Raw genomic sequence first — 22,182 nt, 5'->3', positions numbered from 1 at the left:
AAGATAGGACCAAAGTATTTGAAAAAGGTGGTTTTGTTGTGAAGGTTGTCTCTCCATCAACGGAAGAACAAGAGCAAGAAATTGCTGATCTTGTTGAACGTTTCTACGAATCTGTATTTCCGAGTTACTTCACAAAAGATGAAATCCTTCATTTTAAAGAAATAGGCGTTTTACAGCCTAATAAGGGCCGTTTCACCTACAATGGTACACTGAGGGAAGCGTATCAGGTGATGACATGCCTTCAAGTCCTCCTAACCATTATGGACAAGGAGGAGAAGGTGGATTCAAAGGCAACTGAACGTAAATCAGATGAATTGTTCAAGCGCAACATTACACTTTTGAATGAATGCGGGATATTCTTCCCCTTCGATTCTAATCATTTTAACCGAATGAGCGAACATGTGGGAATGGAAGGTTTGCCCATGTACAATGTTCAAGTGGCGAATTCATACTTAGTATAAGGCAAATAAAAAGAACCCGCTATAACGGACTGTTCCCGTTATAGCCGGTTCTTTTTATTAATTGATGTCGTTTTCCTCGAACCATTCTTTAAAGTCTGACTTTTCATGGTAGCCAACTAACCGGGCCTTTTCTTTTCCATCAACATAATGGACAATGGTCGGCGTGCTCTTTATCCCATAATCGCTCCATCCTTGCTCGAATTCCAATAAATTGTATTGAACAAGGTCAATGCCCATCTCTTCGGCCAGGGGTGCGACGACTGGGGTGGTTTTTTGGCAATGCACGCATGTAGGGCTATAATAGTAAACCGTCACTGCTTCTTTTTCCTGCAGGTCATTCTCTAACTCGGCGGGGAGAATCAGATTTTGATAATTGGGATCATCCAATTGATCGACGGTGGCGGATTTAAGACTATCTTTTCCGTAAGGATTGCCCTTTGCCTTTTCTTCTTTTTTCATATTTGTCACAACGCCCAATACGATAAATAGGGCGACGATTAAGACTAAAAATATCGCAATCTTTTTCATTAAGCTGAAGCCTCCTTGGATCTTGTCCATACGATGTAGCTGCATAGGAATATAATGATGAATGCAACGAGAGCTAAGGCAGGGATCGTAATAAATCCAAACCAGTTAATATATTGACCTGTACATGGGACCCTTCCGCACGTAAGGGAATGGTCGGAAAAGAATGAAACCTTTTGAATTAAATAGTGATAGGTTGAAATGAGTGCACCGATACCGGACAATATCATCGTATAAAAGCTAATCCAATGGTCCTTACGAATGATGGCTATACCTAAAATGACTGTAAAAGGATACATGATGATCCGTTGATACCAGCAAAGGGTACAAGGTTCGTATTGCTTAATTTCAGAAAAATATAAGCTTCCAAACATGGCAATGATGGAAGCAGCCCATGCAATAAATAGCCAGTTTTCTTTACTGTCTTTTGTCTTGTTCATCGCTTCCCTACTCCACCTTCTTTTTCTTTAATAAAAGTATAGTCTGTATCGATGGCGTCTGTAAAATATATGTTCTTAAAATATGCTTCAGACGGGGTTTTTTCCAGGTACATAACAAGGGAATTAGGAGTTTCAAGTGTTATATTTTTAAAATTAGGGGTATAATCTTCGATGAAGAGAATAAAGGAGCCTGAGAAAAATGCCTAATTTAGACCTGCATAAATTTGAGAAAATCATGGAAATACGAAATATGAAGCTAGGGGACATAGACGAAATCATTGCTATGCAAGCGTCTTGTTTTCCAGGGATGGATCCATGGAAACGAGATCAGCTCGAGAGCCATTTGGAAATCTTTCCGGAGGGCCAATTCGTAGCTGAGTACGATGGCAGAGTGATTGGTTCTTGTTCAAGCCTCATTATCAATTTTGACGAATATGATGATCGCCATACTTGGGATGATGTAACGGATAATGGCTACATCACGAATCACAATCCAGACGGTTATAATCTATATGGAATTGAAGTCATGGTTCATCCAAAATTCCGCAGGATGAAAATAGGACAACGACTATATGATTCAAGAAAAGAACTAGCTGCACAAATGAACCTGAAAAGTATCATTATCGGCGGCAGAATTCCAAACTACCATAAGTATGCGGATGAATTGCTACCGAGAGAATATGTCAAGGAAGTGCAACTGCATAAAATATATGATCCAGTCTTATCGTTCCAGCTTTTAAATGGGTTCACCCTTATGAGGATCAATCCCAACTATTTGCCTGATGATCTGGCTTCCAATAAATACGCGACACTCATGGAATGGAATAATTGGGATTACCAACCGAAATCGAAGCGTTATTACAAGACGTCCGAACCTGTTCGGATATGCGTCGTGCAATACATGCTCCGTCGTATCGAATCATTTGAAGATTTCGCGAACCAAGTGGAGTATTTTACGGATGTAGCGTCCGACGCCAATGCTGATTTCGCTGTATTCCCAGAGCTGTTCACAACCCAGTTGATGTCGTTCTTAAATGAACGGTCTCCAAGTCTGGCAGTCAGGAAGCTTTCGGAATTCACGGAACAGTACATTGAATTGTTCACGAAGCTTGCAGTAAGATATAACGTCAATATCATCGGTGGTTCTCATTTCGTTAAAGAGGAAGATGACAATATTTATAATATTGCCTACTTGTTCCGTCGCGACGGAACCATTGAGAAACAATATAAAATTCATATTACACCAAATGAAAGAAAATGGTGGGGGATTAATGCGGGAGACCGCGTACGTGTCTTTGATACGGATTGCGGAAAGATCGCCATTCAAATCTGTTATGACATCGAATTCCCGGAACTTGCTCGTATAGCGACAGATATGGGTGCCAAGATCATTTTCACACCTTTCTGTACGGAAGATCGACAAGGTTATCTGAGGGTTCGCTATTGTGCCCAGGCACGTGCTGTGGAGAATCAGGTCTACACAGTCATCTCCGGAACTGTCGGGAACTTGCCACAAACGGAAAACATGGATATCCAATATGCACAGTCTGGAATTTTTGCCCCTTCAGACTTCGAGTTTGCCCGTGATGGTATCGTAGGGGAAACGAGCCCTAACCTTGAGATGGTGCTTATCGGCGATGTCGATCTGGAAATCTTACGACGGGAGCGTCAATCCGGTACGGTAAGACAATTAAAAGATCGTCGCCATGACATTTACAAATTGCAATACCAAAAAGGAGATAAATAAGGATTTACATGTGCTCGTGACGAAAAAGCAACAGTTGCTTTTTCGTCACGAGCCTTTACTTCATTTATGGGGAAAAATATGTTAATTTTATATTAGGGTTAATACATAAAATTCAAAATATGGGCGTTGAGAGGAGATGTTGGAGATGGAATGGAAATCTTTCTACACCGCTTGGGCAGGTTACCAGAATTTAAATGGGGAATTACGTGTCCTGCTCGAGGAAATGCAACGGGATGAAGCAAAACTCGAAGATGCCTTTTATAAGAACTTGGAATTTGGGACAGGTGGCATGCGTGGGGAAATTGGAGCTGGAACGAACCGGATGAACCTGTATACGGTTCGAAAGGCAACGGTGGGACTGGCACAATATATTTCATCATTCGGGGAAGAGGCAAAAAGTAGAGGGACGGTCATCGCCTATGATTCGAGGCACAAGTCACCGGAATTCGCACTGGAAGCGGCTAAAACATTGGCGACTTTCGGTGTGAAAGCCTACTTATTCGATGAGCTGCGACCAACGCCTGAATTATCGTTTGCCGTCCGGGAGCTGAATGCCTTTGCTGGAATCGTGATTACAGCAAGCCATAACCCTCCTGAATATAACGGATACAAAGTTTACGGGCCGGATGGTGCACAGTTGCCTCCAAAAGCCGCTGACCAGGTCATTCAGTACGTGAATGCCATTGAAAGTGAACTTGATATACAAATTAAAGAAGTGGAAGCGTTAAAAGAGAAGGGGCTTATCGAGATCATTGGGGAAGAGTTGGATATCGCTTATAATCAACAGCTTTTGACGGTTCCTGAGAATCCGCAATTAGCCGAAGAAATAGATGTGTCACTTGTCTTCACCCCTCTTCATGGAACAGCCAATAAATCGGTTAGGCGCGCACTTAAGGACCTGGGGTATCACAATGTCCATGTCGTCAAGGAACAGGAATTGCCCGATCCGGACTTTTCGACGGTGAAATCTCCTAATCCTGAGGAGCCAGCCGCATTTGAAATGGCCATCGAACTTGGCAATCAGGTGGAAGCCGATCTATTGATTGCAACGGACCCTGATGCCGACCGGTTAGGGATTGCCGTGAAAAACGAAGCGAATCAATATGTCGTTTTAACTGGTAATCAAACGGGAGCCTTGTTCTTGGATTACTTATTGAGTCAGCAAAAGGAAAAAGGGACGATTCCTCAGAATGGAGTGGTCTTGAAAACAATTGTGACTTCGGAAATCGGGAGGACGATTGCAAAGTCCTACGGGTTGGAGACGGTGGATGTTCTGACTGGCTTCAAGTTCATTGCCGAGAAAATAAATGAGTATCAGAAAACCGGGGCACATAGCTTCGTGTTCGGGTATGAAGAAAGTTACGGCTATCTAATCAAGGATTTCGCACGTGATAAAGATGCCATCCAAGCAGCGGTTCTTGCTGTTGAAGTATGTGCTTATTACAAAAAGCAGGGCTTGACCCTTTACCAAGGCTTGATGAATGTCTTTGAAAAATACGGATTCTATTTGGAAGGGCTACGTTCATTAACCCTAAAAGGAATGGAAGGGGCAAAACAGATCCAAGGAATATTGGATCGATTCAGGCAAAACCCACCTACTCAAATCGGGGGTATCCCCGTAGTCATCGCCGAAGATTATCAGAACGGTAAAAAGTACGATTTGAGAACGACTGTTGAGGAAGTGATTGAACTTCCGACATCCAACGTTTTAAAATATTTCCTCGATGATGGAACGTGGGTATGCCTCCGTCCTTCAGGTACCGAACCGAAAATCAAATTCTATTTCGGGGTCCAAGGAAGTTCCCTGCAGGAATCGGAAGATAAGCTTTCCGCCGTCATTAACGATTTCATGAGTGAAATAGAAGCTTTGGTGTAATAAATAAAGGGAGAGCGAAGGCAAGTTCTTCGCTCTTTGTTCCGAAATTGGATAGAAATGGAATGTCTCAAATTCAAGGAAATTACGCATGGACTTTGGTATACTGATTGAGGATAATGGGATATTTTGATGAAATATATTTCAGACCTATCATTTCAAACTTACCAAGGAGGGGAATATCCATGAAATTAGTCATCATTAATGGTTCACCACGTAAACAAGGACGTACAGGGATTGCTTCACGCTTCATATCTAAACAATACGGAGCAGAATTAATCGATTTAAGCAATAGTGAAATCCCTTTATATACCGGGGAAGGCGAGCAATACCAATTGAAAGTGATTCAAGATCTTCGCACAAGCATCGAAGAAGCGGATGGTGTCATTTTAACGACGCCGGAATATCACGGTTCTATGAGTGGTGCTTTGAAAAATGCGTTGGATTTCCTAAGCAGCGATCAATTTACACATAAACCAGTCGCGCTTCTTGCCGTTTCAGGCGGAGGTAAAGGTGGAATCAACGCGTTGAATTCCGTGAGAACGGTAGGCCGCAGCCTTTATGCGAACGTGATTCCAAAACAACTAGTACTTGATCCGCACTGCTTCGATTACGAAAATGACGGATTGAATGAAGAATCCGCATTGCTTGTCGACGCTTTGATGGATGAATTGAAAATGTATGCAAGTGCATATGCGACAATAAAGAAATAATGGAAAAAGGGGTCAGGTATTATCATACCTGACCCCTTCCTTGTTTCCATTAGGGTTTCACCAGCCATAGTTTAATCCCTGATAAGCAACTTGCATAATATTTCCCATTTTGTACAAACTATTGTTGAACTTCCGTTACATATTCATATTCACTCGTCTGTTCAGCAGCATGATCGAGATAACGAAATAGGGCATACAGCTGAGATTGAACGATTTGGTAATCATGCTCAAACCGATATGCGTGTAAAAAATGCTCAATTTTCTTCGAAAGAATGTGATCTTTCGTTCGTACCATCAAAACTAAAAGGCTGTCCCAATCCGAGCGGTGTGTATGAAACAACGCCTGGTCATAATCCGCTATCCTCATCATCATTCTCCTCCTTACTAAGGAGCTATTTGTATTTTGTACAGAATGAGCAGATGCTCTCCTTACAATAAGTGGCGATATAGAAAAACCGCGTTTGTTGTTTTTTACCTGAATAATAATCAAAGGTGAGTTCATGAAAAAAATCATTTTGCTTGGGTGGATCTTTTTTCTGCTTTATCCTTCAGACGCATTCTCTGAACAGCCATATTCACCGGAAACAATGGAAAAAGATCTTCTGGAAATGGAAAAAAAGTATCAACTAAAAACGGTAACAATCGGTGAAACTGAAAAAGGAAAACCGATAAAGGCCGTTAAACTTGGTAGGGGGCAGAAGTCGATTTTAATGGTTGGTGCCCATCATGGACGGGAATGGCTTAGTACGATGATTCTGATGAAGATGCTACAAGATTATGCCTCCGCCTATCAAACAGGTGAGCCAATCGGTGATATCCCCTCGGACTTATTGGATGAGGTCAGCATCTGGTTCATCCCGATGTTAAATCCTGACGGGGTCAGGATCCAGCAGGGTGATTTCTCTCACTTAAATGTATGGGAGCGAGTGGCGGTCTGGAAAATGAACGACTATAGCACAGAGTGGTCCCGGTGGAAAGCCAATGCGAATGGCATCGATTTAAACAGGCAATATCCAAGTGGTTGGGATGACATAATCAATGAAGCGAAACAACCCACGTATCAGTTTTTTAAAGGAAAACGTCCACTGATGGCATCGGAGGCAAAAGCACTTGTGTCCTTCACGAAGAAGCTCGACCCCCTTATTGCTGTTTCCTACCATACGTCTGGACGGGAAATATTTTGGCACTATCACAATAAACCTAAGAACATGGCAAGGGATTACGGCATAGCGAAGAAAACGGCAGAGCTAACCGGTTATGAACTGACCATCCCGGAAAAGGAAGCAATAGGCAGTGGATTTACGGATTGGTTCATTACCGAATTCGAGCGGCCGGCGCTGACCATTGAACTTAGTTATTTAGTGGAGGAAACGAATCCACCCTTGTCCGTATTTCCCGAAGAATGGGACCGGAACCGTCAAGTGGGGATGATGCTTGTCCAAGAAGCGAATCGATTGAATAACTATTGAGATGTTATACATAATAAGACTAATAAGTGAGAAATGGTGGGAGGTAAAGGGATGAAAAAACTTCTGATGCTGGTCATGGGTTTCATGATTTTAACGCAATCGGCTCCAAGTGCACCACTTGCTGCAACCCCGGATTATGAGAAATACGGGAAGATTGCCATCACTGTCGTTCAGGCCGATTATCCTGGAGACGATGTGACCGACTATCAATATAAAGGCCGTAAAAATTTGGGCAATAAACAAGTGGAAGACGACTTTGTATTCGTAGTGGTGGAAAATGGCAAGGAATTCAACGTCATCGTTACCGTCCAGCATGATCTGGAGAATAAAAAGCTTTTGAGCTTGAAGGTCATGGAACAGAAAAGAAAATGAATGCAAAGGAATCAGCACCTTCTTTTTATCGAAGGTGCTTTTTACTATGTCCGTAGTTGCATATGCATCCATATCTAGATTGTTTTGGTTCTGACCTATGATACACTAGAATTAACATAGTTTTCCTGTGAATAGTTGCATGATCAGTGGAGGTGTATCTATGCCCGATCTTTCCAATGAGGAAGAGTTAACAGGTGGGAACGTTTCGAAAGTATATCGTTCAGGTGATACCGTCAGACGGGAAATGAAGCCAAATAGCCAAAGGATTCATGCGTTATTAAAGCACCTGGAGGGAAAAGGTTACGAATATGCCCCTAAATTCCTTGGTATCGATGATAAGGGCAGAGAAATTCTATCTTTCATTGAAGGAGAAGCGGGGAATTATCCTCTACAAACATACATGTGGTCAGAAGATGTCTTACGGGAAATCGCTAAGATGCTCCGTCTTTATCATGATGCTGTAAGCGACTTTGCATTGGATGATCATTGGCAAGCAATCGATAATACCCCACAGCAAGCGGAGGTGTTATGCCATAATGACTTTGCCATGTACAACATCATTTTTCAAAATGAACGGCCGATTGGCATTATTGATTTTGACGTGACTGGACCTGGACCACGACTTTGGGACATCGCGTATACGCTTTACACTTGTGTTCCATTAAGCAGATTGTATCTTACTGAGACGGGTGAGACGGTCCATTATCATTCAGTTCACGATGCTTCCCGCATAAAAAACAGGGTTAGATCATTTTTTGATGCTTACGGTGAAGGAATTGCGGAGAATTATATCGAGATGATCCTGTTACGATTAGAAGGATTATGTAAGACAATCACAAGAAGAGCAAGTGAAGGTGATCTTGCCTTTCAAAAGATGGTGGAGCAAGGTCATCTTGAACATTACCGAAACGAAATGACATTCATTTCTGAGCATAGGAAGGAATGGACGTAAATCCTGGTCCTCTAAAGGGACTTAATGGAAGAAAGAAGGGAGCTTCTAAATGTGGAAGTTCCCTTCATTTTGTTCGGAAATCCATTTTTCCATTGCATTTATAAGGAAGGAACAAGTATAGTTAATAACAGATTAAATACAGCAAGATTTTAGGGGAATTATAATGAGAAAGTTTAAAAAAGTATATGTCGAAATAACGAACATATGTAATCTGAAGTGTAATTTTTGTCCGAGTTCTAGCTTGCAAAGGACATTGAAATTTATGAATCCAGAAGGTTTTACGCACGTGATTGAAAAGATAAAACCACATACGGACCATATATATTTCCATCTAATGGGTGAACCATTTTTGAATAAAGATTTGGGCACGTTCCTGGATATTAGCGCTGAGAATGATTTGAAAGTGAATATTACGACAAACGGCACACTGATCCAAAAGGTGAAGGATAAGCTTCTGTCCAAAAAAGCGCTTCGTCAGGTGAATATTTCCCTTCATAGTTTTGAAGCGAACGATACGAGCAATAGCCTGGAAAGTTACGTAAGTAATATAACGGATTTCATTAATGAGGCAAATGCAACGAGTGAAGTGATCTGTGCCATACGACTATGGAATATGGATTCAGATGAACTTAAAGCGAGTAATGGGTTGAATGATGATATTCTTTCGATGTTGGAAGAGAAGCTTTCACTAGACATTCGTTTAAGTGAAGCCCTTCAGGAAAAGAATAATATCAAACTGAAGGATCGGGTTTATATCAATATGGCGGAAAAATTCGAGTGGCCGGAACTTGACCGCGATATCATTGATGAAAATATTTTCTGCTATGCATTGAGAGATCAACTAGGAATCTTGGTGGATGGTACGGTGGTTCCTTGTTGCTTGGATAGTGAAGGAAAGATACCACTTGGGAATATATTCGATTCATCCCTAGAAGAAATCCTGGATGGCGAACGGGCGAAGAATATGTATGATGGCTTCTCGAGAAGATGCGCCGTTGAAGAACTCTGTAAACGATGTGGCTACGCAAAGCGCCACAAAAAATAAAAGATAGATGTAACCCACGGAGATACTCTTCGTGGGTTTTTTCGAATTCATTTTGATTATTTTATTAAAATATTCAGAATATTATTGATTTATGGAAAGGTGGGTGTTAGAATGTTCTCTATTATCAGTGAAGTTAGAACTTCAAATCTATTTAAAAAAAGTATACGATTCATTTTTGTTACTGAAGGGAAGGATTTTATGGATGTTCAGCAAAAAGCAAAAGAGATATTCCCGGCATTAACGACTGGGCAAAAAAAAGTGGCCAAATACTTGTTGACTCATGCCCATACATTTGCCGTCAGTCCAGCTCAAGTGTTAGGGAAAGAAATTGGCGTGAGTGAGACCACGATCATTCGCTTTTGTTATTCGCTAGGGCTAAGTGGTTTTGCTGAACTTCAAAAACTGATTCGCAATCAGCTGATTTTCGAGAGCAGTAGCTTGAATGAATACCATACTTCTAAACTCGAAGTCGCAAACGAGCCAAACTTCATGGCACAAGTGATGGAACAAGATATCGAGAGCATCAAAAAGACCATACATAATCTATCAAATGAGGATTTTACAAAAGCGGTGGACAAAATTACGTCAGCCGATAGTATTTTAATTTCCGGACATCGTTTATCCTTTTCGGCCGCACATTGGCTGACGTTCACACTAAGGCTTGTGAAGGAGGATGTTCATTTATACCGGCCGGATACAGACGATATCTTTTTACAATTGGATAAAATGACGGAACGTTCCGTTTTCATAGCGATATCCTTTCACCGTTATGTGAAAGAAACGGTGAAAATTACGGAGATGGCTAAACAGGCTGGGGCCTTTGTGATCGGGATTACCGACTCCGAAATTGCCCCTCTTGCAGATTTCGCGGATGTCTTATTACCGGTATCAACGCCGAAGACTTCGACCATCGATACAGCACCTGTTTTATTTTCCTTATTGAATAGTTTAGTAGCGGGTGTCTCAATAAAAGACGAACAAGGATTCAAAGATAGAAAGTCTAAATACGACACATTTAAACAGGATGATTTTTTCTTCTGAAGGGGAGTTGGAAATGGATATAACACAATCGCTTGTAAAGTTAAGACCACGGATCATCGAGATATTTGACCATCTGCACGCTCATCCAGAAACGAGTTGGAATGAAGTGAAGACAACAGACTTCATTGCGGACATTTTAACGGAAAACCAATGTACCGTGACAAGATTTTCCGACTGTACCGGCGTGATTGGTGAGATGGGGGAAGGCCGGTTCACGGTGGGCCTACGATCGGATATCGATGCATTATGGCAAGAAGTGAATGACACATTCCAGGCCAACCATTCATGTGGCCACGATGGGCATATGACTCTGGCTCTTGGCGTTTTCCTTGTATTGAAGGAAATGAACTTTCAACCAAAAGGGAAACTCAAATTCCTTTTTCAGCCTGCAGAAGAAAAAGGAACGGGTGCCTTGAAGATGATTGAGGAAAAAGTCGTCGATGATATAGATTTTCTGTATGGCGTGCATGTAAGGCCTGCGGAGGAAGTGAGCGATGGCCAGGCGGCACCAGCCATCGTTCATGGTTCAGCACAGTTCATAAAGGGCGAAATCCTAGGAACGGATGCACATGGTGCAAGGCCCCATCAAGGTCAAAATGCAATCGAGATCGGGGCCTCTTTCATCACATTGTTGAACAGCATCCATCTTAATCCTTCCATCCCTTATTCCGTGAAAATGACGCAGTTTTCTGCAGGCGGGGAAAGTTCGAATATCATTCCAGGGAAGGCTACTTTTTCGCTGGACTTACGCGCCCAGGATAATGATGTCATGAAGGAATTGACCATGAAGGTGAAGAAAATCGCACAAGCTCTGGCCATTGCCAATGGCGTTGAAATTACCCTTGAACCAAGTGCCTATGTAGCCGCTGCACATGTCGACGAACAAGCCCAAGCCATCATGGCAGAAGCCATAACAGATACACTCGGTAAAGAAAATTTGGTGCCTCCCGTCATTACGACTGGTGGAGAGGATTTTCATTTTTATACGTTGAAGAAACCGACCATTAAAGCGACGATGCTTGGATTGGGTTGTGGCTTAACGCCAGGCCTGCATCATCCACTTATGACCTTTAATAAAGAAGCGCTGCTTTCGGGGATCGAGATTCTGACGAAAGCCATCCTTCTTACTTTCGATAAATATGGAGAAGGGGATCGCCATGACTCATGAATTACATATCAAATCATTATCGACATTAGAAGAGTTACAAGAGGTGCAACAATTGGAGACGCTTGTATGGGGGATGGATTCCATACCAACCCACCAGACGCTGACGGCAGTTAAAAACGGGGGGCTTGTCATAGGCGGTTACCTCGATGAGCAGTTAGTGGGCTTTCAATACAGCTTCCCTGGTTTTAAGGATGGAAAGGTCTTTCTTTGCTCACACTTGTTGGCGATCCACCCGGAACATCAAAAGAAGGGGTACGGAAGATTGCTTAAATTGGCACAAAAAGAAGAAGCACTGAAAAAGGGCTACGACTTAATTTGCTGGACATACGATCCATTGGAAAGCGTGAATGCGAATTTAAATATCGGAAAACTTAAAGCAGTTTGCCGTACCTATATGGAAGATTGCTACGGAAAGCTTGAAGGCTCACTTAATGAAGGGCTGTCGACAGATCGCTTCATGGTGGAATGGACGATCAATCAAGATTTGCAGGCAGATGCGAATCTCCCTAGTGAAGCGGCACAACTAGTGACGGTAGAAAAGGATGAACAAGGTTTTCCAGTCATCACGGAATATAGGCTGGATACATATGCAGACATCATTGCCATTCCGATACCAACGGAGATACAAAAAATGAAGAAGGAAAATCTTTCGTTGGCGATTGATTGGCGTTCGAAAACAAGAGAGATATTCAAAAACCTCTTTGCCCAGGGATATGCTGTAGTGGGAATTGAACGGATCAAAGAGGACAACATTCAACATTACATCTTACAAAAACAGAAATAAGTGGGGGAATTAAACATGAAAATAAAAGAAGTGCGTTTACGTCATCTGAATATGGATTTGATTGCTCCATTCACAACTAGCTTTGGTACATTCGTGGATAAAGAGTTTATTTTAGTAGAGGTGAAAAATGAAGCGGGATTATCAGGATGGGCTGAATCTGTAGCTTTTGCCGCGCCATGGTATAACGAAGAAACCATCAAAACGAACTGGACGATGCTGGAGGATTTCCTGATTCCGCTCGTGCTTGATAAAGAAATAGAGCACCCAGGTGAAGTAGCGGAACTGTTCGCTCATATTAGGAAAAATAATATGGCGAAATCGGCAATCGAAGGAGCTATTTGGGATCTGTACGCGAAAGAAAAGAACATTCCACTGAGCACGGCACTAGGTGGAGAGCTGGATAAAATCGATGTCGGCATCAGTATCGGTATCCAAAAAACCGTTCCAGATTTATTGAAAAAAATCGAGAATGGACTGAAAGATGGTTATAAACGAATCAAGATAAAGATTCAGCCGGGCTGGGACGTCGATGTTATCAGGGAAGTACGTAATCATTATCCGGATGTACCGATCATGGCGGATGCAAACTCGGCTTACCGTTTGAAGGATATCGAATTATTGAAACAGCTGGATCAATTCGATTTAATGATGATCGAGCAGCCTTTGTCATCGGATGATATTGTCGATCATGCGACATTGCAAGCGAGCATCACAACACCGATTTGCTTGGATGAAAGCATACATTCCGTCGAAGATGCCAGAAAGGCGCTGGATTTGGGAAGCTGTAAAATCATCAATATCAAGATTGGTAGAGTGGGTGGCTTAACGGAAGCTAAGAAAATTCATGATTTATGTAAAGAGCGAAACGTGCCAGTATGGTGCGGTGGCATGTTGGAATCTGGGGTCGGTCGTGCACATAATATCGCATTGACCACACTTGATAATTTTACAATGCCTGGCGATACGGCCGCTTCTGCGAATTATTGGCATAAAGACATCATTAAACCGGAAGTGACGGTGGAAGATGGGGTCATCACCGTGCCAAAGACGGCAGGTATTGGATACGAAGTAGATACGACCATTGTCGATGAATTTACCTCCTATAGTAAACGATACAAAAATTGAGCAGGTTGAGTCCGCCAAGCTTTGGTATTTTCTTACTGAAGATTGGCGGAGCTTTAAACGTGAGGTAGGCAAAAGCTATCTACGCACCAAATTGTCAGAATTATCTTTAAATTGGAGTGGATTTCCATGAAGAACAGTATCAATCTAGCAGGCGCATATATTGGAATCATCATAGGGGCAGGTTTTGCTTCAGGACAAGAAGTATTGCAATTTTTCACGAGCTTTGGAATCTATAGTGTATTGGGAATTGTCGTAGCGACTGTATTATTCGCTTTCCTTGGAATGCAAGTTACGGAGTTAGGGAGCTCGCTTCAAACACGCTCTCATAAAAGCATAATCGATCACCTTTGTGGCCGTCATCTAGGCAGGGTTGTCGATGTGATCATTACCTTTTTCTTATTTGGCGTAACGGTGATCATGATTGCAGGTTCCGGATCTATTTTCGAAGAACAATTTGGCATCCCAAGTATCGTGGGTGCCGCGATCATGACGATCCTCACCATTGGAACGCTTTTGCTTAAAGTCGATAAAATCATGTCGATCATTAGTGCCGTAACGCCATTCTTATTCATCATCATGATTGTCATTGCGGGTTATTCATTCTTTACATCAAATCTTAGCTTCAGTGAAATCATTGCCTCATCCAGTAAAGAAACGGCCGCAACGGGAAATTGGCTAATGGGTTCATTGCTATATGTTTCTTATAATATGACGGCTGGAATCGCGATGCTGGCCGTAATGGGAGGCACAATGAAAAGCAAGAAAGAAGCAGGAATGGGAGGCATTTTAGGCGGGATAGGTTTAGGGATTTTATTACTTCTAATCAATATGGGGATGATGTCCGACCTTAAATCGATTGAGGGAGTAAGCATGCCCACTCTTTATTTAGCAAATGAAATCTCGCCTTGGTTGGGAAATATTCTGTCCGTAGTGCTGTTAGGCATGATTTATAATACGTCAGTTGGTATGCTGTACGCATTTACTGCTAGACTTGTACCTTCCGAAACAAAGAATTTTAAAATCTCGGTCATCGTCGTAGGGATGTTAGCTTTCCTTGCCAGCTTTGTTGGCTTCATTAAATTGGTTGGTACGGTATATCCTCTTACAGGATATTTAGGTTTTGTCATCATTGCAGCTCTTATCATTTCGAGGGTTCGCTCAAAAACGAAAAAACGGGCATTACATGCAGAAATAGCCAAGTAATAGTAAGAAAGAGTGCCTGTTCTACTGATTCCTGACATCTTCCCTTTTGGAGGATGTCTTTTTTCTATGTACGATTGCCCTTTAAGAAGGAACAAAGCATTTTTCCGCCCTTTTTTCATACATTAGACTAAAGACAAAAGACTAGGGGGATATAAGATGAATGGATCGGAGCAGAAGGCTCTGGAATATGCCATCAGTGAAATCACAGAAATAGCCACTGGATTCGGATTGGATTTTTACCCGATGCGTTATGAAATTTGTCCATCGGAAATCATTTATACATTTGGTGCGTATGGAATGCCTACCCGTTTTTCACATTGGAGCTTCGGGAAACAATTTCATAAAATGAAGCTGCAATATGATTTCGGATTAAGCAAAATCTATGAATTGGTCATTAACTCTGATCCATGTTATGCGTTCTTGTTGGATTCCAATTCACTTGTGCAAAACAAATTGATTGTGGCGCATGTTTTGGCGCATTGTGATTTCTTCAAAAATAATGTCCGTTTCCGGAACACCAAGAGGGATATGGTAGAAAGCATGTCGGCCACGGCAGAAAGAATCCGGGAATACGAAGTGTTGCATGGCAAGCGGGAAGTGGAAACATTCCTTGATGCCCTTCTTGCCATCGAGGAACATATCGACCCATCACTGATGAGGCCGAAGCTTGCCTGGACGATGGAGGATGAGGAAGAGGAGGAGGAAATCAAGCCGGCAGCGACGGAGTATGATGATTTATGGAATCTCGAAGACAGAGATGTGAAGAAGCATCCGACCGCTAAAAGGCGTAAGAAGTTCCCGCCACGGCCTGAAAAAGATATCATGCTATTCATTGAACAATACAGCAGGGATTTAACCGATTGGCAAAGAGATATCATGACCATGATCCGAGAGGAAATGCTCTATTTCTGGCCACAGCTCGAAACGAAAATCATGAACGAAGGCTGGGCATCGTACTGGCATCAAAGGATCATGCGTGAACTGGATTTGACCTCTGGCGAATCGATTGAATTTGCGAAACTGAATGCGGGAGTCGTGCAGCCATCACGAACGAGCATCAATCCTTATTATCTAGGGCTGAAGGTGTTTGAAGATATCGAAGAACGCTATGATAACCCGACAGAGGAAATGCTCAAGCTCGGCATCAAGCCAGGAACGGGCCGGGAAAAAATGTTCGAAGTCAGGGAAATAGAATCGGATATTTCTTTCCTCCGTAACTATTTGACCAAAGATCTCGTCATGCGGGAGGATATGTACTTATTTCAAAAGCAAGGCAAAGACTACAAAATCGTTGATAAGGCATGGGAACAGGTGCGCGATCAGCTCGTCAGCATGCGGGTGAATGGCGGGTTCCCGTATATCACGGTCAATGACGGCGACTATATGCGAAATGGAGAGCTGTATTTGAAACATTGGTACGAGGACATTGAACTGGACCTGAAATACCTTGAAAAAGTCATGCCCTATATCCACCAGCTCTGGGGACGTCCCGTGCACATGGAATCGGTCATGGAAGGCAAAGAAGTCATGTTTTCTTATGACGGAAAAGGGATTCACCGCAAGTATTTATAAGGAATGGAGGCTGCCGGGAGATCGGCAGTTTTTTTTCATGAAGGCAATTCGAGAAGTACTCTGATAAAATCTCTCCAAGCCAAAACCCTTGCAACGGTCAAACCTATCGTGATAACATAAGCATTATATTATATAAGCATTTAATTATGTATAGTGGGAGGACACTAGATGAACCAAATCGAGGAGATGTCTCGTCAATTAAAGGCCGTGAGCGACCCGAACCGATTAAAGTTATTGGCATGTCTGAAACAAGGCGAAGTTTGTGTATGTGATTTTGTGGATATCCTGCAGATTTCCCAGCCAGCAGTCAGTCAACAAGTGAAAAAATTAAAAGACGCAGGAATCATTTTAGAAAGAAAAAAGGGAACATGGAAACATTTCCGATTAAATGATGTTCAACAGCCCTATATTCAGGCCATCATCGATTCTTTAGAACCTGTCCAGGCTCCATGTTGTTCAACGGAATGCTAATTCTTCATCATGTTAGGGGAGAAAAGGATGGAAAATAAAAGTGTAACAAAGCGATTATCCTTCTTGGATCGCTATCTTACTCTATGGATATTTGTGGCGATGTTCGTCGGAGTCATGATTGCAGTATGGGTACCCGATTTCAAAAGTGTATTAGATACCTTTTCGGTAGGAACTACTTCTATACCAATCGCAATTGGGTTAATCGTCATGATGTATCCACCGCTTGCAAAAGTGAAATACGAAGAAATGTGGCGCGTGTTCAAAGATTGGAAAGTGCTTCTGCTCTCCTTGTTTCAAAACTGGCTGTTAGGGCCGGTTTTAATGTTTTTCCTTGCAATTATCTTTTTACACGATTATCCGGAGTATATGGCCGGGTTGATTATGATTGGCTTGGCCCGTTGCATTGCGATGGTCATTGTATGGAATGATCTGGCGCGAGGAGATAGGGAGTATGTCGCGGGACTCGTGGCGTTCAACTCGATATTCCAGATCCTATTCTATTCCGTATTCGCCTACTTTTTCTTGAATGTGTTGCCTGGCGTATTCGGCATGGAGAACCTATCTGTCGTGATATCGATGTGGGAAATCACGAAAAGCGTCATGATATATCTTGGCATTCCATTCGTAGCAGGGATGTTGACCCGATTCATTGGCTTGAAAATTAAGGGGAATGAGTGGTATGAAAATAAGTTCTTACCCAAGATCTCCCCATTAACATTGTTTGCTTTATTGTTTACGATCGTCATGATGTTCTCTTTAAAAGGGGACACCATCATTGCCTTGCCGCTTGATGCAGTGCGGATTGCGATACCGCTTTTCATCTATTTTTTAATCATGTTTGCCGTATCGTTTTTTGCATCAAGAAAGGCGGGTGCATCCTATCCGGTTACGGCTTCCCTTTCCTTTACGGCAGCAAGCAATAACTTTGAACTGGCGATTGCGGTGGCCGTTTCCGTATTCGGAATCAATAGCGGCGCGGCGTTTGCGGCGGTCATTGGACCACTCGTGGAAGTGCCGGTACTGATCGCTCTCGTCCATGTCGCTCTACGTTGGGAAAAGAAATATTTCCGGACCATTAAATTATAACTGTTTGTTTTCAATACAGGAGGAAACCTTCATGACACATAGAAAAACCATCTACTTCTTATGCACAGGCAATTCATGCCGCAGCCAAATGGCAGAAGGCTGGGCGAAAAAGTTCTTACCGGATTGGACTGTGAAAAGTGCAGGCCTGGAAGCTCACGGATTGAATCCCAATGCTGTTAAGGCGATGAGGGAAGTAAACATTGATATTTCCGATCAAACATCGGATGTGATTGATAGGGGAACCTTGAATCATGCAGATTTAGTGGTTACATTGTGTGGGCATGCAGACGAGCATTGCCCAACCACGCCTCCACAAGTAAAGCGAGTCCACTGGGGTTTTGATGATCCAGCCAAAGCGGAAGGAACCGATGAGGAAAAGTGGTCCTTCTTCCAACGCGTTCGTGATGAAATTGGCGAACGGATCGAAGAATTCGCTGAAATGGGAGAATGAGCCTGCAAATAGCCAAGGGAAATTACTTGGCCATTGATTTATCCATAATAGAGGCATCTGCTTATTTATATGAAAAAAGGAGTGACTTCAATGAAGAAAATACAGATTTTTGACCCTGCCATGTGTTGCCCTACAGGTGTATGCGGTCCTTCAATCGACCCTGAGCTATTAAGGATGTCTTTTGTGACAAGTAATCTGAAGAAAAAGGATTATCCGATCGAACGATATAATTTAACCAATGATACCGAACAGTTCATGCAACATGAACAAGTGAGCACGTTATTGAACGAAAAGGGTCCGGATGTCTTACCGATTGTTTTCGTTGATGGAAACGTGGTACGAACAGGGAGCTATCCAAGTAATGAGGAGTTGGGAAGGTGGACGGGGTTCTCTGTTGAGGAACTGATCCAAAAGCCGAAAGTGCGATTGTCACTGAAGACGCAAAAAGATGGGGAGAGCTGACATGAAGTTATTCACTGATGAATTCTTCCCACAAACGCGATTTATATTTTTCACAGGCAAAGGTGGAGTGGGGAAAACATCCGTGGCAAGTTCGCTTTCCCTTTCTTTATCGAAGCAAGGAAAAAAAGTTCTGTTGATCAGTACAGATCCCGCTTCGAACTTACAAGATGTATTCGGGCAACCGTTAACCAATCATCCCCAATTGATCAAGGGCACATCGAACCTGTATGCCCTGAACTTGGACCCTGTCCAAGCGGCAACCGAATACAAGGAACGGATGGTGGCCCCGTATAGAGGAAAGTTACCAGATGCGGTGCTTGCAACGATGGAAGAGCAAATGTCAGGGGCTTGCACCGTAGAAATTGCGGCATTCAACCAATTCTCGACCCTTTTGACGGATTCAACAATTACGGAGGAATATGACCGGATTGTATTTGATACCGCACCAACTGGTCATACGCTGAGGTTATTGCAACTACCAACTGCATGGTCCGGTTTTTTAGATGTAAATACAAACGGGGCATCTTGCCTGGGTCCGTTAGCGGGATTGGAAAGTCAGAAGCAGATGTATCAGAAGGCCGTCAAGGTGTTGGCGGACAAAGGGCAGACTACACTAGTCCTTGTGAGCCGACCTGAAGAGGGGCCATTGAGGGAAGCGGCACGTGCGTCGGATGAGTTGAAGGAAATCGGGATTGCCAATCAACTCTTGATCGTGAACGGTGTCTTCGAACAGACGGATCGAGGTGATCGTTACGCAAATGCCTTGCATGACCGACAACAGCGGGCATTGGAAGACATTCCGTATCCATTGAAAAAACATCCGACTTTTTATTTGCCTCTTGTTTCATTTGCCATCACAGGAATCAATCACATGGAGAAATGGTTCACTCAAACATATGGGGAGTCTGAAAACTTATTAGATGAAATAGAAACGATCCCTCATCACTCTATTAAAGATTTGGTAGATTATTATGAATCAAACTCCCATCGGGTCATCCTTACGATGGGAAAAGGCGGGGTAGGAAAAACGACAGTAGCGTCACTTGTCGCCTTGGGACTCGCCGAAAAAGGGAAAAAGGTCCACTTAACGACCACGGATCCAGCCGCTCATATTGCTTGGACTTTTGATGCTAACACCTTATATGACAATCTAACGATAAGCAGCATCGATCCGAAGAAAGTCGTGGAAGAGTATAAAGATGAAGTGCTTTCCAAAGCAAGTGAAACGATGGATGAAGAAGGCTTGGCCTTTATAAAAGAAGACCTGGAATCTCCTTGTACCGAGGAAATCGCCGTTTTCCGGGCACTCGCCAATGTTGTGGCGCAGTCCAAAGATAGCATGGTCGTAATTGATACGGCACCAACAGGTCATACCCTTCTATTATTGGATGCATCTGAAGCTTATCATAAAGAAATTTCCCGTTCTTCTGGTGATATACCAGAGCCGGTACGCGATTTGTTGCCAAAATTAAGAGACGGGTCCTATACGAGCATCATCATTACGACACTTCCTGAGATGACACCTGTTTTGGAAGCAAAACGATTGGCAGAAGATTTGAAACGGGCGAATATATCCATCCATTGGTGGCTCATCAACCAAAGTTTTTTCGTCACGGATACAATGGAACCGATGCTTACCAGGAAAGCAAAGGGAGAGAAGAAATGGATCGAGAAAGTGAAAGAGCTATCCGGCAACCAAACTGTCATCCTCCCTTGGAGCCGGGAAGAGCCAAAGGGAATCAAGCAATTGCATCAAATTCTGGACATGTAAAAATGACATGCGAAACCTATTGGAGGAATAGAACATGAAAATGACCAATCAAGCAAAAGAGTATTTACAAGAAGCGATGAAGGCAAATGACGTATCCACTCTACGATTTTATGGAATTGCAGGGTGTTGCGGAATGAACCTTGGCGTTGCCTTACAAGAAGCAGAAACAAATGATATGGTGGTAGAAGTGAATGGGGTGAACATTGCCATTCAATCTGAGATGAAGGAACAGTTATCAGATGTAACCATAGATGTAGAAGAGGAAAATGGTGAAATGGGCATAGTGCTTACAGGATATAATGAAAACTCTTGCTGCTAAATATGAATGGGAAGGATATGGAGAGAATGAGTGAAATGAAAAAAGATGAAATCCGCGAAAGCGTACGAAGTAATTATAAAAAAATCGCCCTTAAAGTCGTGAACTCTGACAGCTGTTGTGCGCCAAGCTGCTGTACACCCGAAGAAAACCAAAATATTTCCGTCGAAGAGATTTCTAAAAAGATGGGATATACCAAAGAAGAGCTTCAAAATATCCCGAATGGCGCAAACATGGGATTAGGCTGTGGAAACCCTCAGGCGATCGCGGACTTAAAAGAGGGGGAGACCGTCCTTGACCTTGGGAGCGGGGGAGGGTTCGATGCTTTCTTGGCTTCTCCTAAAGTGGGGGAAAAAGGAAAAGTCATAGGCGTTGACATGACACCGGAAATGATTAGCAAAGCTCGGAGCAATGCCGAAAGAAATCAATTCGTAAATGTCGAATTTCGTTTAGGGGAAATCGAACATCTACCTGTTGCCGATCAATTCGTTGATGTGATCATGTCGAATTGCGTCATCAACCTATCCCCGGATAAAGGAAGAGTCTTTCAGGAAGCGTATCGTGTTCTGAAAAAGGGCGGGAGATTAGCGATTTCCGATATCGTGTTGACTGCGAATCTGCCTGAAGCATTGCAAACGGATATGAACCTCTACTCCGGATGCATCGCCGGGGCATCTTCAATTGAAGAATTGTCAGAGACGATGAAACAAGCTGGGTTTAAGAACATCTCCATTATCCCTAAAGATGAATCCAAAGAATTCATCAAGGAATGGGCACCGGAACATAAGGTAGAAGAATATATTGTCTCAGCGATTATCCAGGCGGAGAAGTAGAGTGGCTGAATACTAGAAGTTAGTTATATGTAAGCAGTTAAGAAGAACATGACCAACTGCATATAGTCTATTATTGTCGAGGAAGGAACTGATATGCAGTTCCTTGGGCGTGAGTTCGGTATTGTACCGGGCTCATGCCTTTTATTTTTCCCGGTTCGTTCAAGAAATGGTATTCTATCTATTTGAATCTCTAATATCCGTAACCTCATCGCATTTGTAGCAATCTAGCCCACAGACTTCCATGTAGATACATGGTTTTTTTGAACGTGTTTCTACTATTATATGGTAATTGGTTTCACCAT

General features: G+C 42.7%; 24 protein-coding genes. 21 read left to right on the top strand and 3 right to left on the bottom strand.

Annotated elements, in window-relative coordinates; genetic code table 11:
• The first annotated feature begins 38 nt into the window (after window positions 1-38).
• On the top strand, window positions 39-461 hold the full coding sequence (locus tag ACQKL6_RS12620; protein ID WP_427592059.1) for a DUF5365 family protein: 423 nt from the start codon (window positions 39-41) through the stop codon (window positions 459-461).
• A 57-nt stretch (window positions 462-518) separates the two neighbouring features.
• Here ACQKL6_RS12620 and ACQKL6_RS12615 read toward each other — a convergent pair whose 3' ends face one another.
• Window positions 519-989, bottom strand: coding sequence for a thioredoxin family protein (locus ACQKL6_RS12615; protein WP_402990665.1), 471 nt, complete (start codon window positions 987-989; stop codon window positions 519-521).
• Window positions 989-1,426 carry a disulfide oxidoreductase gene (locus ACQKL6_RS12610; protein ID WP_427592060.1) on the bottom strand — a complete coding sequence of 146 codons (438 nt, stop codon included), beginning with the start codon at window positions 1,424-1,426 and terminating at the stop codon, window positions 989-991. The genes ACQKL6_RS12615 and ACQKL6_RS12610 overlap by 1 nt, the downstream gene beginning before the upstream one ends.
• Window positions 1,427-1,625: 199 nt before the next feature.
• Between ACQKL6_RS12610 and ACQKL6_RS12605 the strand changes: the two genes are divergently transcribed.
• The 3 genes from ACQKL6_RS12605 (at window position 1,626) to ACQKL6_RS12595 (ending at window position 5,759) form a co-directional block, all read left to right on the top strand.
• Window positions 1,626-3,173 carry a GNAT family N-acetyltransferase gene (locus ACQKL6_RS12605; protein WP_402867535.1) on the top strand — a complete coding sequence of 516 codons (1,548 nt, stop codon included), beginning with the start codon at window positions 1,626-1,628 and terminating at the stop codon, window positions 3,171-3,173.
• Window positions 3,174-3,318: 145 nt separating this feature from the next.
• The gene (locus ACQKL6_RS12600) at window positions 3,319-5,049 is read left to right on the top strand and encodes a phospho-sugar mutase (protein ID WP_427592061.1); all 1,731 of its coding nucleotides are present in this window, start codon (window positions 3,319-3,321) and stop codon (window positions 5,047-5,049) included.
• Window positions 5,050-5,231: 182 nt separating this feature from the next.
• Window positions 5,232-5,759 (top strand): NADPH-dependent FMN reductase, encoded by a 528-nt coding sequence (locus ACQKL6_RS12595; RefSeq protein WP_402867537.1) that lies wholly within the window; start codon window positions 5,232-5,234, stop codon window positions 5,757-5,759.
• Between the two features lie 118 nt (window positions 5,760-5,877).
• Here the strand turns inward: ACQKL6_RS12595 and ACQKL6_RS12590 are convergent, their stop codons facing one another.
• The gene (locus ACQKL6_RS12590) at window positions 5,878-6,126 is read right to left on the bottom strand and encodes a YhdB family protein (RefSeq protein ID WP_402867538.1); all 249 of its coding nucleotides are present in this window, start codon (window positions 6,124-6,126) and stop codon (window positions 5,878-5,880) included.
• Between the two features lie 133 nt (window positions 6,127-6,259).
• Here ACQKL6_RS12590 and ACQKL6_RS12585 point away from each other — a divergent pair, with 133 nt between their 5' ends.
• The 17 genes from ACQKL6_RS12585 to ACQKL6_RS12505 all read left to right on the top strand — a co-directional run bounded on the left by ACQKL6_RS12585 (window position 6,260) and on the right by ACQKL6_RS12505 (window position 21,880).
• Window positions 6,260-7,228, top strand: a complete 969-nt coding sequence (locus tag ACQKL6_RS12585) for a M14 family zinc carboxypeptidase (protein ID WP_427651204.1) — start codon at window positions 6,260-6,262, stop codon at window positions 7,226-7,228.
• 51 nt (window positions 7,229-7,279) lie between these two features.
• Window positions 7,280-7,600: a DUF3889 domain-containing protein gene (locus ACQKL6_RS12580; protein ID WP_427651203.1), complete on the top strand. Its 321-nt coding sequence runs from the start codon at window positions 7,280-7,282 to the stop codon at window positions 7,598-7,600.
• A 160-nt stretch (window positions 7,601-7,760) separates the two neighbouring features.
• Entirely contained in the window at window positions 7,761-8,552 is a 792-nt protein-coding gene (locus ACQKL6_RS12575; RefSeq protein WP_427651202.1) for a phosphotransferase, read from the top strand.
• A gap of 163 nt (window positions 8,553-8,715) precedes the next feature.
• Window positions 8,716-9,597, top strand: coding sequence for a radical SAM/SPASM domain-containing protein (locus ACQKL6_RS12570; protein WP_402867542.1), 882 nt, complete (start codon window positions 8,716-8,718; stop codon window positions 9,595-9,597).
• Between the two features lie 198 nt (window positions 9,598-9,795).
• Window positions 9,796-10,638: a MurR/RpiR family transcriptional regulator gene (locus ACQKL6_RS12565; RefSeq protein WP_427651201.1), complete on the top strand. Its 843-nt coding sequence runs from the start codon at window positions 9,796-9,798 to the stop codon at window positions 10,636-10,638.
• Window positions 10,639-10,651: 13 nt separating this feature from the next.
• Window positions 10,652-11,806 carry a M20 peptidase aminoacylase family protein gene (locus ACQKL6_RS12560; RefSeq protein WP_403123381.1) on the top strand — a complete coding sequence of 385 codons (1,155 nt, stop codon included), beginning with the start codon at window positions 10,652-10,654 and terminating at the stop codon, window positions 11,804-11,806.
• Entirely contained in the window at window positions 11,796-12,590 is a 795-nt protein-coding gene (locus tag ACQKL6_RS12555) for a GNAT family N-acetyltransferase (RefSeq protein ID WP_403123383.1), read from the top strand. Before ACQKL6_RS12560 ends, ACQKL6_RS12555 begins: the two co-directional genes overlap by 11 nt.
• Window positions 12,591-12,605: 15 nt before the next feature.
• Complete coding sequence (gene menC, locus ACQKL6_RS12550; protein WP_407406470.1) at window positions 12,606-13,715, top strand: o-succinylbenzoate synthase; 1,110 nt, start codon at window positions 12,606-12,608, stop codon at window positions 13,713-13,715.
• A 126-nt stretch (window positions 13,716-13,841) separates the two neighbouring features.
• Window positions 13,842-14,918, top strand: coding sequence for a YkvI family membrane protein (locus tag ACQKL6_RS12545; protein ID WP_427651200.1), 1,077 nt, complete (start codon window positions 13,842-13,844; stop codon window positions 14,916-14,918).
• Window positions 14,919-15,074: 156 nt separating this feature from the next.
• Complete coding sequence (locus ACQKL6_RS12540; RefSeq protein WP_402990629.1) at window positions 15,075-16,490, top strand: SpoVR family protein; 1,416 nt, start codon at window positions 15,075-15,077, stop codon at window positions 16,488-16,490.
• A 168-nt stretch (window positions 16,491-16,658) separates the two neighbouring features.
• Window positions 16,659-16,961, top strand: a complete 303-nt coding sequence (locus ACQKL6_RS12535) for an ArsR/SmtB family transcription factor (protein ID WP_427651199.1) — start codon at window positions 16,659-16,661, stop codon at window positions 16,959-16,961.
• Window positions 16,962-16,988: 27 nt separating this feature from the next.
• Window positions 16,989-18,047, top strand: a complete 1,059-nt coding sequence (gene arsB, locus ACQKL6_RS12530; protein ID WP_427651198.1) for an ACR3 family arsenite efflux transporter — start codon at window positions 16,989-16,991, stop codon at window positions 18,045-18,047.
• A gap of 31 nt (window positions 18,048-18,078) precedes the next feature.
• Window positions 18,079-18,498: an arsenate reductase (thioredoxin) gene (arsC, locus tag ACQKL6_RS12525; RefSeq protein WP_427651197.1), complete on the top strand. Its 420-nt coding sequence runs from the start codon at window positions 18,079-18,081 to the stop codon at window positions 18,496-18,498.
• A gap of 90 nt (window positions 18,499-18,588) precedes the next feature.
• Window positions 18,589-18,960, top strand: a complete 372-nt coding sequence (gene arsD, locus ACQKL6_RS12520; protein ID WP_427651196.1) for an arsenite efflux transporter metallochaperone ArsD — start codon at window positions 18,589-18,591, stop codon at window positions 18,958-18,960.
• A 1-nt stretch (window position 18,961) separates the two neighbouring features.
• A complete protein-coding gene (gene arsA / locus ACQKL6_RS12515; protein ID WP_402990621.1) occupies window positions 18,962-20,731 on the top strand; it encodes an arsenical pump-driving ATPase in 1,770 nt (589 codons plus the stop codon).
• Between the two features lie 34 nt (window positions 20,732-20,765).
• Entirely contained in the window at window positions 20,766-21,050 is a 285-nt protein-coding gene (locus ACQKL6_RS12510; RefSeq protein ID WP_402867554.1) for an iron-sulfur cluster biosynthesis family protein, read from the top strand.
• Window positions 21,051-21,076: 26 nt separating this feature from the next.
• The gene (locus tag ACQKL6_RS12505; RefSeq protein WP_402990619.1) at window positions 21,077-21,880 is read left to right on the top strand and encodes an arsenite methyltransferase; all 804 of its coding nucleotides are present in this window, start codon (window positions 21,077-21,079) and stop codon (window positions 21,878-21,880) included.
• Window positions 21,881-22,182 lie beyond the last annotated feature (302 nt).

It is taken from the genome of Peribacillus sp. NPDC097197 (genome assembly GCF_050278025.1).
In the GTDB taxonomy this organism is placed as follows: Bacteria; Bacillota; Bacilli; order Bacillales; family DSM-1321; genus Peribacillus.
Note: the sequence above shows the minus strand (reverse complement) of the source record. Positions and strands in the feature narration are given on the sequence as shown.

What these genes read in the sequence shown, in the direction of transcription:
- ACQKL6_RS12615 (WP_402990665.1), bottom strand. Translation starts at nt 989, where the DNA reads ATGAAAAAGATTGCGATATTTTTAGTCTTAATCGTCGCCCTATTTATC.
- ACQKL6_RS12610 (WP_427592060.1), bottom strand. Translation starts at nt 1,426, where the DNA reads ATGAACAAGACAAAAGACAGTAAAGAAAACTGGCTATTTATTGCATGG.
- ACQKL6_RS12605 (WP_402867535.1), top strand. Translation starts at nt 1,626, where the DNA reads ATGCCTAATTTAGACCTGCATAAATTTGAGAAAATCATGGAAATACGA.
- ACQKL6_RS12600 (WP_427592061.1), top strand. Translation starts at nt 3,319, where the DNA reads ATGGAATGGAAATCTTTCTACACCGCTTGGGCAGGTTACCAGAATTTA.
- ACQKL6_RS12595 (WP_402867537.1), top strand. Translation starts at nt 5,232, where the DNA reads ATGAAATTAGTCATCATTAATGGTTCACCACGTAAACAAGGACGTACA.
- ACQKL6_RS12590 (WP_402867538.1), bottom strand. Translation starts at nt 6,126, where the DNA reads ATGAGGATAGCGGATTATGACCAGGCGTTGTTTCATACACACCGCTCG.
- ACQKL6_RS12585 (WP_427651204.1), top strand. Translation starts at nt 6,260, where the DNA reads ATGAAAAAAATCATTTTGCTTGGGTGGATCTTTTTTCTGCTTTATCCT.
- ACQKL6_RS12580 (WP_427651203.1), top strand. Translation starts at nt 7,280, where the DNA reads ATGAAAAAACTTCTGATGCTGGTCATGGGTTTCATGATTTTAACGCAA.
- ACQKL6_RS12575 (WP_427651202.1), top strand. Translation starts at nt 7,761, where the DNA reads ATGCCCGATCTTTCCAATGAGGAAGAGTTAACAGGTGGGAACGTTTCG.
- ACQKL6_RS12570 (WP_402867542.1), top strand. Translation starts at nt 8,716, where the DNA reads ATGAGAAAGTTTAAAAAAGTATATGTCGAAATAACGAACATATGTAAT.
- ACQKL6_RS12565 (WP_427651201.1), top strand. Translation starts at nt 9,796, where the DNA reads ATGGATGTTCAGCAAAAAGCAAAAGAGATATTCCCGGCATTAACGACT.
- ACQKL6_RS12560 (WP_403123381.1), top strand. Translation starts at nt 10,652, where the DNA reads ATGGATATAACACAATCGCTTGTAAAGTTAAGACCACGGATCATCGAG.
- ACQKL6_RS12555 (WP_403123383.1), top strand. Translation starts at nt 11,796, where the DNA reads ATGACTCATGAATTACATATCAAATCATTATCGACATTAGAAGAGTTA.
- menC (WP_407406470.1), top strand. Translation starts at nt 12,606, where the DNA reads ATGAAAATAAAAGAAGTGCGTTTACGTCATCTGAATATGGATTTGATT.
- ACQKL6_RS12545 (WP_427651200.1), top strand. Translation starts at nt 13,842, where the DNA reads ATGAAGAACAGTATCAATCTAGCAGGCGCATATATTGGAATCATCATA.
- ACQKL6_RS12540 (WP_402990629.1), top strand. Translation starts at nt 15,075, where the DNA reads ATGAATGGATCGGAGCAGAAGGCTCTGGAATATGCCATCAGTGAAATC.
- ACQKL6_RS12535 (WP_427651199.1), top strand. Translation starts at nt 16,659, where the DNA reads ATGAACCAAATCGAGGAGATGTCTCGTCAATTAAAGGCCGTGAGCGAC.
- arsB (WP_427651198.1), top strand. Translation starts at nt 16,989, where the DNA reads ATGGAAAATAAAAGTGTAACAAAGCGATTATCCTTCTTGGATCGCTAT.
- arsC (WP_427651197.1), top strand. Translation starts at nt 18,079, where the DNA reads ATGACACATAGAAAAACCATCTACTTCTTATGCACAGGCAATTCATGC.
- arsD (WP_427651196.1), top strand. Translation starts at nt 18,589, where the DNA reads ATGAAGAAAATACAGATTTTTGACCCTGCCATGTGTTGCCCTACAGGT.
- arsA (WP_402990621.1), top strand. Translation starts at nt 18,962, where the DNA reads ATGAAGTTATTCACTGATGAATTCTTCCCACAAACGCGATTTATATTT.
- ACQKL6_RS12510 (WP_402867554.1), top strand. Translation starts at nt 20,766, where the DNA reads ATGAAAATGACCAATCAAGCAAAAGAGTATTTACAAGAAGCGATGAAG.
- ACQKL6_RS12505 (WP_402990619.1), top strand. Translation starts at nt 21,077, where the DNA reads ATGAGTGAAATGAAAAAAGATGAAATCCGCGAAAGCGTACGAAGTAAT.